This is a genomic window from Heliomicrobium modesticaldum Ice1 (assembly GCF_000019165.1).
GTDB lineage: Bacteria > Bacillota > Desulfitobacteriia > Heliobacteriales > Heliobacteriaceae > Heliomicrobium > Heliomicrobium modesticaldum.
On record NC_010337.2, the window covers coordinates 1,576,034 to 1,591,966 of the forward strand.

Sequence of the window (15,933 nt, forward strand, 5' to 3'; positions counted from 1 at the left end):
TTTTCATGACAATTCTCCAACAGCGCCTCAGACAGGGGATTAGCAGACTTTTTTATTAAAGATGCGTGGGTTCTGCATGAATTATAATAACAAGACAGGGGGATAATATTGGTTAAGCCAAATTTCATTTATATTGCGGCAATTGTAGCAATAATCGGTGCTTTACCCTTTTATTTTTCTATTAAGAACAGTTCATCCGCCCCAACGGCAGAGTATATTTCGATTACGTATTCTGATTATAATACAGATAATACCAGTGACAAAATCACAACCCAGATATTAACGCTTGATTGTCCTTCAAAGGAAATTAAAAAAGTTTTTGAATTTGACTATACCTCACAATACCCTTTAGGGTATTGTGACAAAAAAGATCAGCTGGTTTATTTTACTAAAAGAATTGGGGATGATCAAAATTACGGCGATCAAATATTTGTTAGCAACTTATTAGACAAAAAGGAAACGCAATTGACCTATGACTTGTTTGCAGTTAACTATATTATCTCAACACAGCAGAAGATTTTTTTCGCCGCACGCCCAAAAGGAAGTCAGGTAATAAAACTCGGCTCTATAGATAAAAAAACAAATGAAATATCTTATTGGGGTGACGAAGATACAAATATTGAAGCTATGGTAGTCGACAGTATAAATAAAAAGGTGTTTATAGCTACTTATTCGATGAAGGAAGCACGTTATAATGTTATGCATCAAGATGGTCCTGCTGGTCAAGATAATTTCGTCATGCCGTTACATACTGTTTTTCAAACTGACTACGATTTTACTAATACCGTAAAATTGTTTGATGAGCATTTATGGGTTCGGACACTTATGACTGATGGTAATAACCTTGTTGCTTTATGCGACAGGAAATACAATGATGCCACAACCCCATCAATGGTTTTTTGTTATAATTTTACATCCAAAAAAGTATCAAAAAAACCGTGGGAGTCTGCAAGGCTACAGGTTGGAGACGCAAATTACTCTGCTGACGGAAAGAAAATATATGCTATCTCTACTATTGATGAGAAACGCGGACTGTACGAGTACGATACTGATACTCTCAAACAAACACCTCTATTTGTTCCCGAAAAAGGCTTTATTAATAACATTCAAATTATCAAATGAAAACCTACGAAGACCATCGTGTAGCTGCCCACCCTCATTGACGGAAACGTGTTTACTGTCAATGGTGGTGAGCCTTCGCATTTGAATTACCGACAGCGGCGGTTCGTTCTTAGGGTAGAACAACCGCCACTGGCGGTAGCCATTCATGGGTTCATCATTTTGCCTGGCAGCAATTCCTTTTTTATTGCTCACTGCCCACGGTCGTGTCACCTACAGCAAAGCGTCATCTAGCCCTTTTGTGACCGCATGTTCATCGATCTCGTCTTCAATACCCATCTTCGGCAGAACCTATGCAATCCAAATAATGCCAAGCAAATGAGCGGCCTCTTACGGTTAACCGACTTAAGGGTGATACCAATCTCCTCTTTAAATGCTTAAATTATCCAGTTGATAGTTGCATTTATCTTACGCACGTTTATGGAAAAAAACACTTTGTTTATACCATTGCTTCGATAGGCAATCCCACCCTTTCACCCTTGGTCCTGTTTTCGATGAGCACGTAAGCCAATTTACCCCGCATTATAGCGGTATTCCAGGGTGTTGTAGCACTGCGGTTACTTTTTTTGAAGGGAGAACTCCCCGATGATCCCTGCTGTTTATCCAGTTATGTGCGGCTTGGCTTGTTGATCTACAGCTTGCTGGAGCGGAGGATTCGTCAAAACATGACCGGAGAGACGAAGCCGATCCGACTCACCGGAAACCGCTTATCCAAATTACCGACAGCGGCAGCGTTTATGCAACTGTTTTCCGATGTGGTCATCCTGATCAACCAACAAACGGATGACACCATTCGCCGTGTCTTGCCTCGACGATTTGACACTCAGGAACTACGACGCGCAGCCACGCAAGCCGGGATCGATTTTACGCGGTTTACGCTCCCGCCAGAAGGTCGACATTGCAATTCTAAACTATAACAGCGATTGAGCTTAAATTAAATTCGTCGGTGGAGCACTTTAGGGGTGTTGTGTTTACGCTGGCCTAAAATGCCCAAAAGCTGCTGGGATTGCCTGACCGAGAGTTGCTGGATATAATGACCATAACCAATGAAATTGAAAGGAAAAAGACGCCCCTGTCAAGGTACTACCTGCAAGTAGCACCAAGGGCGTCCACACAAAAAAGCATGATTATTGTAGCAGACTTTACGTTGGTTGAACACCCCGAAACGGGTGTTTTTTGTAAGGAGCGCGGAGCAGATCCCTGTCCCTGTTGTAATGGAGCACTGAACGGGATCGGAAGCCGTCGAAGGAAGTGCTATCAAGACACGGGAGAACGTATCACCTGATTCCCCTGCAAAAAAACTTTTTTCAAGAGGCTCCTTTGTAATCTCGCCGCCTGTCTGGAATTTGTCTGTAATATAAAATGGGATAAAATGGGCTCTACGGCAGTCTATCTCCCATTTTATGGACTAAATATGTATATGCTCAGTACGTATTTCTTTCAAATTTCCTTTTTTATCCATCAAATAGGCGCACTTATCCCTTGTTCCTCTCGATAGATTGTTGCAAGTTTTTGGCAAAACCCTTTTTTGAAGCATCGGAGCAGTTGACGAAAGTTGTGCCCTAGGACTTTCATGCCGAAGACTAACGTTGCTTTGACAATGCCTCTCACCCGAAGTCTTCCCGCACCTTGTCCTCGTTTGATGGAAGAGATGCTGCCTTCAATGGCGGCTCGCTTGCTCGTCGCTGCCAAGCGCTCCTTTTTGATCTGCATGGTTCGTTCGCGCGCTTGTGCTGCTAGGATTGACGACTGCTTGATGGTTACGATGGCTTTCTTCGATTGAATCTTCACAGGACAAGCTGGTTGCATGGGACACTCTTGGCAGGTGCTTCTTTCGAATTCGGCAATGAGAACTTTTCGTTTTTCATCGAAGGATGTATCCAGCGGGTTGTAGCACGCCGGACAAGAGACGATGGCTTTGTTGTTGTCGAAGGTAAAGGCGAGCACGGGCAGCTTTTCGGCTTTTCTTTCTCTCCCTGTCATATTCGTGTAGTGGATACAGACATGGTTTTCTTGGGCAAGCTCCTCTGTTTTGCTGCTGAAGTATGCGCCATCCACATACAGATCGGTCAGCCCGGTTTCTTTTTTGAGAGTCTCCATGCTCTGGGTTAGCAATTCGGTGTCACTGACGCTGTTTTTTTCGACCTGATAGTGTGTGATCATCTGAACCGGGTTTTCGTTCGCGCATGTTTCTGCTACGTTCGCCACAAGACCCACATAGCCTTGACGGCCTTTTTTCCGATAGGTCACGTCGGGGTCGTGGGCTGATTGGATAGCGTCTGCTGCGATGTCTTTGTTGGCTTTGGCGATCCACTGCTTCTTTTCGGCATGGTATGTGGCCTGCTCTTGAAGAAAGCGTTGGAGCAAAGCAACCGTTTCTTTCCGCAGGCTTTCCGGGTGTGCCTCGGCAATGTCCAATAGCAGGGCGCACTGATTCAGCATCTCCTGGATGCGTCCCAGCGTCTCTTTGGTCTTGCAACGATAGAGGAATTGGTTCCGGAAACCGGGTTCGGCAAAAGGTTTCAGTGCTTCCGGCAAATGGGCGGCCGGACATTCACGCACAGCTTTTTCAACGACGTCAAAGGCAAGGGAAAGACGACCGGCGAGCTTGATGTTGGTCTGAACCTGCGTCGAATCCATAGGCTGTTCTCGGCTTGCGATTCCCGCAATGGTCATAAAATGTTCCGTCAGCTTTCGAAACTGACGGAAGATAAGATCTTCTTGTTCGGGGTGGCTGATGGTGTACTCATAAAGGCGGCGGCGGAACTCATAGAGGGTGCGCTCGGCAAGGTACACTTCGCCCAGATTGCGGATGCCGAGGGCATACATGACCTGAAAGTTGAAATGGAACTGTTCCAGGATCTCTTCGTCGGTGTAGTCTTTCATATGTTTAATGAACTCGAGGGAAAGCAGGATGTTGATCGGAAAGTTCGGACGCCCATTGTGGCTGCTGTATAGAACAGCGAAGGGGGTTTCGTCGATGTGAAAAAAGACGTGTTCGTAGAACAAGGGCGCCCAAGTGCCTTGCATGCTTTTCTGTACCTTTGGATTCATTCCTGTAAAACTGTTAAATAATTCCTCTTGTTTATGTTGGGTGTTTTTCCGAAACACGACATTTCACTCCTGCTTTCCGTATCAGCTCCGGCTAGGGCTTGGTTATGGTAGTTCGTTTTCGGGTTTTCGTTATCCTTCTAGCTTATACCCTCCTGGGGTTACTTTTTGCAGGGGAATCATTGATAGGGGGGTTATCGTGCTGTTTAATGAAGAGTGAGAGGTGTTTTTATGAAGACTAAATCAATCGTACTTATCGCATTATTACTAACTCCGGCACTAGCTGCTTGCAATACTTATGATAAACCTGCGACTTCCGTAATTGAAAATGCGGTAAACATAAGAAGTCAAGAAAAAGGCCAGGAAATGTCAACACCGAGCCTTAAAATAAATAATCCCGGTTCCCGATACTATCAGGTTATTAAAGAGAATAAACCAGAAGTCAGTAATGAATCTGAAAAGTTTAAGAACAAAGAGCTATTGGACTTAAATAGCAAAATTAAGTTCAAACCGATCAGTGGAATTGACTTTTTAAACAACAATAACATTATATTCTCGGTTCTTAACGGAAAAAACAATCCAGATGACAGCAGCGCCAATTCCTGAATCCGTGAGTCGACTTGGCAGTACCCCAATGATTTTCCACAAAAAGTAATTCGTATTACAAGAATTTAATCCAATTTCCTTAGATAGCCATTTGAACACGTCGCCTTATCAAAGAAGGTGGTGCCGTCAAGAAACGAGATCCATAAAAGCGTATAGCAAAGCTAACCTTTGACACATTTTACATCCAAAGGTCTATCCCATCGAATGAATTTGATTTTTTAGGAAATTCTTGCCGTTTACGAAAAAGCAAGATAGAGATCCTTAAACGTTGCGTACCAGGGACTATGCGCCCCGAGCCGGAGCTTCACTTGTCTGGCATGTCTCACCAATCGAGACGCAATGGTGATCACATTTTGAAGTACCGTGCGTATCCGGCGGCGCTGCGTATGGGCCTTTCTCTTTAGGGGAGAATCCGGATGGTGTAAGCTCATTTGACCAACGATGCGAAGCAGGTTATAGGCAAGCGCACCGAAATGAAAGACCAGATCATTGACCTTAAATTTTCCACTAGGCAGTCGTTCCAAATCAAGGTCCGTTTTTAACTCGCTATGGAATTGCTCGCTGGTTCCGTGATCTCTTTGCAAATGGATCAATTCTTCCGGCGAGACGGGTAACGACGTCCAGTACGTGGCCACTTCTAACTCTGGAAGCAGCAATTGCTGCCCATTGGACAAGATGGTTCGTTCCACGACATGGAAAACCACCCGTTCACGTTGTTCCATATTGCCGACCTTCCACATTACACTGCCCATATACTCCACTTTTCCTTCCCGAACAATTCGGGCCTGCCCATTTTTAAGGGCGATGTCCCTCCACATTTCGGGAGTTTCTTGGCGAAGGTTGCCTTTGATTATGTAGTCAACATTCTCTGCGCGGAGGACACGTATGTTATCGACGCTGTCAAAGCCGGAATCCATGCGTACCAGAAGCTTCTCAGCTCCGCACTGGCGTGCGTAATTGATGCTCTTTGTTAAGAACTGGGGCGTTCCTTTCTGGCTATGATCTTTGCCCGGACGCAGCTCAACGTTTATGCAGTAGCCTTCCTGACCGAGGTAGGCCAGTATGGGCGCAAAGCCATCATGACCTTTGTAGGTGCGCGTCACCCCCTCTTTTTTGGAACCGGAATTATCCAATGGCGTCACATCTACGTCTACCGTCAGATAGTCTGTAGCGCCGACCCGAACAGGTGTCAGGGGAGCTTTTGCTTTTTTGATGAGACGAGCAGATTCTTCCATAATGATGTCGTTCCATTTCAAATCCGTCTCAACAACCTTTTCAAATCGTTGTCGTAACGTGGGACTGGAGGGTACGATGTCGACGCCCATGGCGTATCGAAAAAAGTCATCTCCACGAGCCAGCTCAATCGCATCGAAGTCATTCTTTCCCTGACAGAGAAGGCCCAGGTAGCTCAGAGCAACAGTTCCGTGGCTTATATCTGGTGTCAAACAAGTGGGCACAGTGAACTTATCCAATCGCAATTTCAATGAAGTCTTTCTTAACAAGGCGCCCACGAGCGCCAATCCAGTTACCGGTGTAAGCTCCTCATTCGATTGCTCGATAATGAACTTCTTCATGGTCATGCATTCACCCCGTCGGTGAGTTTAAATCACTCCGATTAAACTCGTTTATCTCTATTATACGGGGAAATGCGCTGAATTTCGACTATTTACTTTTTATCCTGTCACTGATTCAGGCAATTGTGATCTCTATAAATATGATTTAAAAAATAACCAGGTGACTATGTTATGTGCCGAGTATACGCTTTATCCTGATGCATTCGTCAAGATTAAAGACCCGAACAGTTTCTCTATCATAAGAAATGGTTCTTCGCTGTTTTGTGTGGGTGAACATTTGTTTGCTGAAATTGTATCAAGTGTTCGCCGGTGCTACGGAAATATCGAGCCCACCCGCAACCAGGTATATAATGGAGATGAAGTTGCGTACTGAGCGGTACCCGCGCGCTTTACGCTTGGCTGCTTGAATCAAGCTATTGATTCCTTCTTGTAATCCGTTTGTGATGTTAGAGACAAACCGGCGCAGGATGCCCTTCTCATTGCGTTTCATGGTCTTTGCGACTTCTTTCATAGGCGCTAGCCGACTATGGGTGGCCCAGAAGTATCATTTCTTAAAGAACATCGGTGCGTCCATAGGATCTTTTTCGTACATTTCTTGGAAGGTAAGTCGAAGCTGATATGCCTTGGCGGTCTTTGAGTTACGTTGGGTCAGCACATCTTCCATGATCGCTTTTTGCTTCATCGTTAAATTCTTTTTGTTTTTAAGCCAAATATAACGAGTTCCTTTTAATTCCGGCATTGTCTTTTGCTCTTCCCGTCGAACTTGGTCCACCGCTTCGTTGATTAGCTTGATCACATGGAACTTGTCAAAGGTTATCGTTGCTTCTGGAAGATGTCGTTCTACACCTGAAATAAAGGCCGGGGACATGTCCATGCAAACATCAGTAATATTCTCGGCACTACCCCCGTGGGATTGAAAATCTTCTTTAAACTTCGGAAGAACATCAGCGCCTTTTCCCTCTGTTGCGAATATCACTCGCCGGGTGTCGGCATCAATAACCATCGAGATGTACTTATGCCCTTTCGCCCGAGCCGTCTCGTCGATGCTAATTTTCTCGACGGTCGACAGGTTTTCTTTTCGGCGAGCTTTATGAACATAGTGGTGGAGGATTCGCCACAGTAGCGAGTCATGTTCGTGAACAATTCGCGCGACTGATTTAACAGGCATTTCTTTCATGAGTGTCATCACATAGGCCTCAAAGAGCAGGGTGAATCCACTGCCCGGCCGACTCCACGGCACCGTTACCTGACGGACTGCCCCGCATCGGTCGCATTTCGTTCGAGGAACAGATGCATGGATAAAGGTCTTGTGCTGAAAGAAGTTCAGGTGTCTCCAAGATCTCTCCTTTGTATCGTGGGCTTTGCAGCCAGCTTCAGCACAAGCCGGGCAAGCAAATGAGCTTCCGGGTACGAAGTCGATCGTAATATGAAGTTCTTGTGCCTCGGCGTTAAACCGGGCTTCAGAGACAAACCATGGTGGGGTTAAGCCGAGGGCTAATTGGAATAAATCTTTGTTGTTCATAGCTCCATTTTATCATTTCTGTAATTGCCAACCCACACAAAATAGCGAGGAACCTAAGAAATGATAGCGTTCTCTCGATTGAAAATAACGCCGTCAAGATGAAAAGGAATCTGATTAATGAGGTAAAAGAGAAGTTTCCGAACGTCAACGATGTGTTTTTCAACGAAGAGAATAATAAACTGCTCATCCTTGAGAATGACTTTAAAACGAAAACCAGCGCCGTATACCTGACCGATAACAAATTTCTCTCTACAGAAAAATTGCCCTTTGTAAACGCATACCGAGCATATTGGGTCGATAAGAATCATGTACTTGTAGCCTATAAAGAAGGCAACAAGAGCATACTGGCAAAGTATAACCTCGCAGATAAAAGCGCCTCACTGACGAATCTCCCAGATAACAATACCTTTTTGGATCCGCAGATTTCAAATGACGAGATCATTCGATTCTTTTATAAAGAACCGTCCGCTGAAAAACCGTGGGGTTTTCTCGATCTAGACAAGAAGATGATCATACGCGCTTTTTTTAAAGAAAGCAATCCCGTGAGCAGCGTGCAGAACGGCAGAATGGGAGGATTTACAGAATCCTCTTCTCAAGCAAAAAAACAGTTGTTCCTGTACGAAATTGCGTCTAACAAAATGATCGTCCGAAGTGAAGATGTGGATAACCCCTATGCGTTAGCCGTATCTCCTGATGGGGAAAATATTATATTTGCTGTGTCCACTCCCAATGGTGAAACCAGACTTTATAGCAACAGGAAGCCGTAATTCTTATTTAGACATCCCTCCCTCCTATTACTTCATGATCGGCAGGCTGAGCGGCTGGGGGCGGGACCGCAACGAAGCTATCGCCCGAATGCGGCTTGCCCTCGAAGAGTTCGTCATCGAAGGTGTCAAGATCCCCATTGTTACAGCTAAGGTATAACGTCCAGAAATAGACGAGAATCAACGCCATGGGACTCTGGGCGTCCATCTTGAAGTTCAGAAGAAAGCGGACCTCTTCGAGCATCTCCCGGTCCAGCAGGTGGGCTTCGTCGATAATCACCACGATCTGCAAGCGGTGGATCCCCCGCATCAGTTCCACTTCCCGGTGAAGTTGCCGTTTTGCGTCACCGCGATAGAACTTCGATTCCGCCCCCAACTGTTCGAGCAAGCCCTTGTAGAAATGGCGGGGCGTCAGTTTGGAATCGGCCAGGTACATGACGTGAAAGCGCGCCGAATCGAGCATGTCCTTGAATCGGCGAATGGTGGTGGTTTTGCCGGTGCCGCAGTCGCCCGTCACGACGGCGAACAGTTGGCGGCTGGCTGCATACTCGAGTCGTCCCAAGGTCTCTTCCAGCATGATCGAAGAGTACAGTTGCTCCGTCGGAATGTCCCGCGCAAAGGGCGTTTGGGTGAAGCCATAAAAGGATTCAAACACCCTTGTTCCCTTCCTTTCTCACCGTTCGGTAGGAAACAACCGGGGCTTGTCGCGTTTTTCGTTGCTCCTTTTGTTGGGTTGCCGCGGCGAGCAACCGCGATGAGTCGGCGCTCTGCGGGCTGAGGCGCTCCGGCAGTTTCGGCCGTGGGCCGGTGCGCTCACCAATGACGAGTTGCCGCGCTTTCCACGGCGCATGGTCGGCGTATTCGATGGTCAATTCGGCGATATCGGCCGGATCGTAGATGACATCGACCGTGCAACCGATGAAGGAAAGTCCCACCTCATACTTTCTTCCCTCGAAACTGATGCAGCCGGACTTGTCCACCTTGCGTGATTCACAGTGAAGAAAGGCGTTGGCGACCACATCGGGGTCCAAGAATTTGACCGCCTTCTTGTCACTGCGATAAGCGGTTTCCGGACTGACGTTCCCCGCCAGCGCCGAATGGGGCTTGTTCTGGTAACACTCGTCCAGCCACACCCAAAAGAGTTGGGCTGCGCCGCCACACCGGTGTTGGCGTACAGTTGCATGTGCCGGGTGCTGTAGCCGCGCTCGGCCAGTTTCTCCTGCAGGGTGCTTCGCTTGAGCTTGCCCGGCTCTGCCTCGCCTTCCCATTCAAGGATCTGGATGATCTGCGCGATGCTGCGCCGGGGAACCTCTCGCCGCAACAAGATGGCTTCTTCCATAGATTTGAATTCGCCACCGGCCGGACAACCTTGGCCAGCCAACCGCAGGCGTCGCCCACATACCGCCAGATCCGTTGGAGCGCGGACTCGGGAAGGCCGGATCGTTCTTCCGCAGAAGCATGTCCAAACCGCTTCGCAATGGACAGCAGGCATCCCAAAAAGTGATTGACCATCTCCAGAAACCATCCTCGCCACCGGACAAGGGTGGATTCGTCTGCTGGTACGGTCAACGCCGCATCTCCGGTAATCACCGTTTCGATGCTCTTGCTACTGTATCGTTTGTACGGAACCAGGATGTCTGGAAGCTCATGATGAATCCGCTTGCATACAGCGCATCGACACCGCCGGATAATCAAGGTGATGCGTTCTCCCGTGTCTTGATAGCACTTCCTTCGACGGCTTCCGATCCCGTTCAGTGCTCCATTACAACAGGGACAGGGAATCTGCTCCGCGCTCCTTACAAAAAACACCCTTTTCGGGGTGTTCAACCAACGTAAAATCTGCTACAATTATCATGTTTTTTGTGGTGGACGCCCTTGGTGCTACTTGCCGGTAGTACCTTAACGGGGGCGTCTTTTTCCTTTCATTGGTTATGGTCATTATATCCAGCAACTCTCGGTCAGGCAATCCCAGCAGCTTTTGGGCATTTTAGGCCAGCGTAAACAGAGGTGACTTCGATCAGGTTCAGCAGGTTGATGACGGCTTCCGGCAGATAGGCAGGATCGTTCCCGGCAGTTGGGCACTGAAACAAAGAAAGGAACCCTCGGCTTATCATTTGCCGGGAGTTCCTTTTTCTCCATGAAGGAGAAGGCGAGTCATCGATTCGGTTGCTGCGGCTCCGATCCGATTGTTACAGGGAAGCGGCTGCTCTCCCCTCGATCTTGGCGACGGCTTTGCGCAGCCGTTCCAACTTGCGCCGCTTGCGCCAGTCGAGGAAGTCGCTGATGAGGGTGAAGAAGACGGGGATGACGATGAGGGTGAAGATGGTTGAGGTGATCAGGCCGCCGATGAGGACGATGGCCATGGCTGAACGGACTTCGGTGCCTTCTGAGGTGGCGGCGGCGACAGGCAGCATGCCAAAGACCATGGTGAAGGTGGTCATCATGATCGGTCGCAATCGCGTCTTACCCGCCTCGATCAGCGCTTCTCGCAAGGGTTTGCCGCGCTCCATCAGGGTGTTCGTGTAGTCGATGAGCAGGGTGCCGTTTTTGGCGACGAGGCCGTCCATCATGATGATGCCGATGCCCGAGAAGAGGTTGATCGATTTTCCGGTGATCGCCAGGGCAGCCAGGGCGCCGATCAAACCCAGGGGCAGCGAGGCCATGCGGATCATCGGCGTCAGCAGGCTCTCATAGAGGATGGCCAAGACCATGTAGACCAGGGTGATGGAGAGGAGGAAGGCCGAGATCAACTCGACGCCCACTTCCTGCATTTCCTTGGACAAGCCGGACTGCTTAATGGAATAGCCGGCCGGCAGCTTCAGCTGTTCAAGGCGCTTGTTCAATTCCGCGTTGAACTGACTCTGGGGCACATCCTTGTTGAGGTTGCCGGAGACGGTGATCGTCCGCTGCCGCTCGATGCGCCGAATTTCGGTAGGACCGCTGCCTTTTTTCACCTCGGCCAATTGGCCGAGGGGCACTTGGACGCCGGCTGCATTGGTCACGGTGATCTGTTTCAAGTCATCGATGGAGGACTTCTGGAGCCCGTCGAGGCGGACAAGGATGTCATACTCGTTGTCGCCGGTTCGAAAGACGGTGGCCTTGTCACCGCTCAGAGAGGCCCGCAGCGTACGGGAGATATCGTTGACCGAGAGGCCATAAGCGGCCGCCCGCAACCGGTCGATGGCGATCTGCACCTCCGGCTGGCCGAGGCGGAAGTTGGTGTCTACTTCCTTGGCGCCGGGGATGCTCTCGGCGATCGTCTTCACCTGTTCAGCCAGTGCCATCAATTGGTCGTATTCGGGTCCGGAGATCTCCAATTGGATGGGCGTTCCCGGTGGGCCGCCGCCCGATTCGGATTCGATGATGTGGATGGTGCCCTTGGTGAAGGTTTTGGAGAACTCCCGGAGCTGGTCGGCCACCTCCCACATGGTTCGCTCCCGTTCCTCCTGTTTGTACAATTGGATGCCGACCTCAGCTTTATGGGAAGAGGAGGAGGAGCCGCCGTGTCCGCTGCTGAAGCCGACACTGCTTTGGTAGTACTTGACCTCCGGGATCGTGGCCACAAAAGCCTCGATCTCGCGGGTGGCCTCGTCTGTCTTGGCCAGCGGTGTGCCGTTGGGCATTTCCAGGGTGACGCTCAGCTCCGACTGGTCCGACTTGGGCATGAGCTCGAAACCAACGATACCGAGGGGGATCAACAGGAGGCTGGCCATAAAGGCGAGGAGCGCCACGGCGATGACGGTGAAGCGGCGGCGCAGAGACCAGTGGAGCGCTCTCACGTAAAAGGAGGAGAAGCCACCACTGAACCGGTCGAGTATGGACCAAAACCGGCTGCTGTAGGGGCTGATTCTGCGCAGAAACAGTCCGTAAAGGGAGGCCTGGCGTTTTTTCGCCTTCAGCTCCTTCGTTTCCGGGTCCTCTTCCATGTAGAAGCGCGCCGAGAGCATCGGCGTCAGGGTGAAGGAAATAAAGAGGGAAAAGAGGGTGGCGATGACGACGGTCAAACCAAACTGGCGGAAAAACTGGCCCACCATGCCGCCCATAAAGGCGATAGGGGCGAAGACGACCACGTCGGAGAGGGTGATGGCGATGGCGGCCATGCTGATCTCGGCGCGCCCCTCTAAAGCGGCGGCGACGGCCGATTTGCCCATGGCGCGGTGGCGGTGGATGTTTTCCAATACGACAATGGAGTCGTCGACGAGGATGCCGATGCAAAGGGCCATCCCCAGCAGGGACATCATATTGAAGCTGAAACCGGCGAAGTACATGCCCATCAAGGTGGCGATGAGCGAAGTGGGGATGGCGATGATGACGGTGACCATGGAGCGCCAATCGCGGAGGAAGAAGAAGAGGGCGAAGGCCGTTGTGATGATCCCTTCGATGATCGATGACCGCGTCCCCTTGAGGGCGTTGTGGACATAGTCGGAAAAGTCGCGGGCCACGATCAGCTCCATATCAGGCGGCAAATTCTTCTTGATCGCCGGCAGGGCTTTTTTGACTGCATCGCCCACATCGACGATGCTGGCGTCGTTCTGTTTGAAGATGACAGCGGCGATGGCCGGCTCCCCATTGACGCGGCTGATAGTGCGAGCCTCGTGGAGGCCGTCGGTGACGGTGGCGATGGCCTTGAGAGGGATCTTGGCGCCATTTGCCAGGGGGATCTGGATATCTTCCACATCCTTGACCGTTTTAAACTGGCCCATGACCCGTACGTTGTACTCCAGGTCAGGTTGGTCGAGACGGCCGCTCGGCTGGTTGAGGTTTTCGTTTTTGAGGTGGTCGATGACCCGGTGGATAGACAGGCCATAGCCTTGCAGGCGGGCCTTGTCGATGTTGATCTGGATCTCCCGGCGCTGCCCGCCGACAAGGCTCACATTGGTCACGCCGGGGAGTTTGAGCAGGGGCTCCTTGAGGAGATCCTCCGCCAGGTCATAGGTTTCCTGGGCGGGACGGGCGCTTTTCAGCGCCAGCGTCATCACCGGGGCGGCGTTGAAGTCCATCTTGATGACGACCGGCTCTGCGGCGTCCTCCGGCAGCATCCCTTTGATCGAGTCGACTTTTTTCTGCACATCGTTGGCGGCCTGATCGCCGTCGGCCGTCAGTTCGAACTCGATTATGACGACGCCGAAGCCTTCCGAGGCTTGAGCGGAGATCCTGTCCACCTTGCTGATGGAGGCCACAGCCGTTTCGATGGGCTTGACGATCTGGCTCTCCACCTCTTCGGCGCCGGCACCGGGGTAGGAAACGCTGACGGAGATGAAGGGGGTGTTGATATTCGGGTATAGGTCAACGCCGAGCATGCGATAGCTGTAGAGGCCGAGCACGACGAACATGAGGACAATCATAGTCATGGCCACAGGCCGCTTGACGGCGAATTGTGTCAGGTTCATTCGTTACACCTGTCCTTTTGCAGCCGGCGCTCCTGTTCCGGCAGGCTTGGCTGTCGCCGGCTGTACCTCTTGGATGGAGACAGGCGTTCCATCAGCCAGGGACATCTGGCCGCCGATGGCGATCACGTCGCCGTCATTGAGTCCCTCGATGATCTCCGTTCGCTTGCCGTCGGAGAAGCCGGTCTTCACCTTGCGTTCTACAGCCTTGCCGTCGGCGATGACGAAGAGGACAGGCGTACCGTTTCGCACGATGATGGCTTCCGCCGGCGCTGTCAGCACATTGGTTTTATGGGCTGTTGGCAGTTGAAACTCAGCAAACATGCCGGGTTTCAATATGTAGTCCTTGTTGTCGACGGTGATCCAGACGGGGAAGGTCTTCGCCTTCTCGTCGGCGGCGGGACTGATCTTGGCGATGCGCCCCTTAAAGGGTGTTTCGCCGGCGGCGGCCACTTTGACGTCGACCTCCTGACCGGGCCGAACGGCGTTGACGTCGCTCTCCGTCAGGTCTGCTTTCACCTCGACCGTGTCGATATGGACGACGGTGAAAGCCGGCGCCGTGTTAGACAGGTATTCGCCTACGTTCACGTTCCGGGCCGAGACGATGCCGGAGATGGGCGAGCGCAGGACGGCGTTTTCCAGATCCACCTGGGTTTGACGGACCTGAGCCAGGCTTTGATTCAACATGGCTTGAGCCGAGGCGACGGAAACCTCGTCGGAGGCGCAGCGTTTTTCCGCTGTTTCCAGGGCGCTCTTGGCGGCATCGTAATCCGACTTGGACGCGGCGCCGGCGTCGAAGAGCGACTTGACCCGGTCGTAGTGGCGCCGGGCATCGTCGAGGGCGATCCGGTTCATCTCCAACTGCAGGCGCGCCCGTTCCAGACTGGCCTTGTTGACATCGACGCCGGCGTTGGCCGCGTCGAGACGGGCCTGGATGTCGGCGTTGTCCAGCTCCAGCAGGATGTCGCCGGCATTCACCCGCTGCCCTACTTCGGCGTTGATGCGGGCGACCTTGCCCTGACCCTTCGGAACCAGTTTCAATTCTTCTTTCGCCGCCAGTGTGCCGCTGAAGGTCAGCACGTTTGACAGGTCAGCCCGCTCCGCTTTGACGACGGTCACCGCCTGAGGCGTCGCCTCCAGGGCAGTCGGTTCGGGCTTTTTTCCGCAGCCCGTCCCTGCCGCCAGCAGGGTGACGGCGAGCAGGCCGACGCCGATGTGTTTTTTCACCGTAAAAATCCTCCTCCGCCAAATGCAATGGATGCTTTCATTGACAGCCGGTCTCAATCGGCCTATTATTTATCTTAGCTGCTAAAATATTTAGTGACTAAGACGTTATCATCGTAAGGGAGAGGACAAGAACTGTCAAGGGAAGAAGCTCTGAAAGAGCAGCACTTAAATGCCTTGAAAGACCTGTTGGAGCTCTTTTTCTACAATGTGAAATGTGCCGTTCAGGATATCGGTCCGGAATACAATCTGGCTGACGGTCAGATCTTTCTTTTACATATTTTATGGAAGTCCGGGACATGCAAGGCCACCTATCTTGCCGACCAGATCGGCATCACCTCCGGCGCCGTCACCGGCATGATGGACAAACTGGCCGGCATGGGCCTCATCACGCGGGAGCGGTCGGAAAAGGACCGACGCGTCGTGATGGTCTCTTTAACCGATGAGGGACTGAAAACGGTGCAGGCGGTACAGGAAGCCCGCTTTGAACGGCTGAAGGGGCAATTGCGGGAACTCTCCGGCACAGAGCTGATGCAGGCAGTGGCGTCGTTTCAGAAGATGAATGCGGTGCTGAAGCCGGCTGTTGTCGTGCGGGGAAGCGGCGGGGCGGAGGTCAACGGCGATAGAGAGGTCAACAGCGAGAACGAACCTTGAACTACTCCCGTTGCAAACATTTAGCGACGACG

General features: G+C 51.0%; 9 protein-coding genes and 4 pseudogenes. 5 read left to right on the forward strand and 8 right to left on the reverse strand.

The annotated features are described in order from the left end of the window. Positions 1-108 precede the first annotated feature (108 nt). Positions 109-1,122 (forward strand): hypothetical protein, encoded by a 1,014-nt coding sequence (locus HM1_RS07090; protein ID WP_012282650.1) that lies wholly within the window; start codon positions 109-111, stop codon positions 1,120-1,122. Positions 1,123-2,580: 1,458 nt separating this feature from the next. Here the strand turns inward: HM1_RS07090 and HM1_RS07100 are convergent. Further along, positions 2,581-4,230, reverse strand: a complete 1,650-nt coding sequence (locus HM1_RS07100; RefSeq protein WP_012282651.1) for a transposase — start codon at positions 4,228-4,230, stop codon at positions 2,581-2,583. A 171-nt stretch (positions 4,231-4,401) separates the two neighbouring features. Here HM1_RS07100 and HM1_RS07105 point away from each other — a divergent pair, with 171 nt between their 5' ends. Then, complete coding sequence (locus HM1_RS07105) at positions 4,402-4,776, forward strand: hypothetical protein (protein WP_041313514.1); 375 nt, start codon at positions 4,402-4,404, stop codon at positions 4,774-4,776. A 236-nt stretch (positions 4,777-5,012) separates the two neighbouring features. Here the strand turns inward: HM1_RS07105 and HM1_RS07110 are convergent, their stop codons facing one another. Together HM1_RS07110 and HM1_RS14585 are read right to left on the reverse strand one after the other, a co-directional pair. Next, positions 5,013-6,356, reverse strand: a complete 1,344-nt coding sequence (locus tag HM1_RS07110) for an IS1380-like element ISHmo1 family transposase (protein WP_012282653.1) — start codon at positions 6,354-6,356, stop codon at positions 5,013-5,015. A gap of 289 nt (positions 6,357-6,645) precedes the next feature. Then, a pseudogene (locus HM1_RS14585) lies at positions 6,646-7,872 on the reverse strand (ISL3 family transposase). 98 nt (positions 7,873-7,970) lie between these two features. Between HM1_RS14585 and HM1_RS15555 the strand changes: the two are divergent. Then, positions 7,971-8,639 (forward strand): hypothetical protein, encoded by a 669-nt coding sequence (locus HM1_RS15555; RefSeq protein ID WP_012282654.1) that lies wholly within the window; start codon positions 7,971-7,973, stop codon positions 8,637-8,639. Then, positions 8,575-8,712: pseudogene (locus tag HM1_RS16525) on the forward strand (hypothetical protein); the annotation flags it as partial. The gene HM1_RS15555 and the pseudogene HM1_RS16525, both read left to right, overlap by 65 nt. Here the strand turns inward: HM1_RS16525 and HM1_RS16530 are convergent. The 5 genes and pseudogenes from HM1_RS16530 to HM1_RS07145 all read right to left on the reverse strand — a co-directional run bounded on the left by HM1_RS16530 (position 8,647) and on the right by HM1_RS07145 (position 15,250). Beyond that, positions 8,647-9,291, reverse strand: coding sequence for an ExeA family protein (locus HM1_RS16530; RefSeq protein WP_012282655.1), 645 nt, complete (start codon positions 9,289-9,291; stop codon positions 8,647-8,649). The pseudogene HM1_RS16525 and the gene HM1_RS16530 overlap by 66 nt on opposite strands. Beyond that, positions 9,284-9,975 (reverse strand): annotated as a pseudogene (locus tag HM1_RS07135) (Mu transposase C-terminal domain-containing protein); the annotation flags it as partial. The pseudogene HM1_RS07135 and the gene HM1_RS16530, both read right to left, overlap by 8 nt. A 203-nt stretch (positions 9,976-10,178) precedes the next feature. Further along, positions 10,179-10,445, reverse strand: a pseudogene (locus HM1_RS16580) (DUF6431 domain-containing protein); the annotation flags it as partial. Between the two features lie 380 nt (positions 10,446-10,825). Beyond that, positions 10,826-14,026, reverse strand: coding sequence for an efflux RND transporter permease subunit (locus HM1_RS07140; RefSeq protein WP_012282658.1), 3,201 nt, complete (start codon positions 14,024-14,026; stop codon positions 10,826-10,828). 3 nt (positions 14,027-14,029) lie between these two features. Further along, a complete protein-coding gene (locus tag HM1_RS07145; protein ID WP_012282659.1) occupies positions 14,030-15,250 on the reverse strand; it encodes an efflux RND transporter periplasmic adaptor subunit in 1,221 nt (406 codons plus the stop codon). Positions 15,251-15,424: 174 nt separating this feature from the next. Between HM1_RS07145 and HM1_RS07150 the strand changes: the two genes are divergently transcribed. After that, entirely contained in the window at positions 15,425-15,901 is a 477-nt protein-coding gene (locus tag HM1_RS07150; RefSeq protein WP_012282660.1) for a MarR family winged helix-turn-helix transcriptional regulator, read from the forward strand. Positions 15,902-15,933 lie beyond the last annotated feature (32 nt).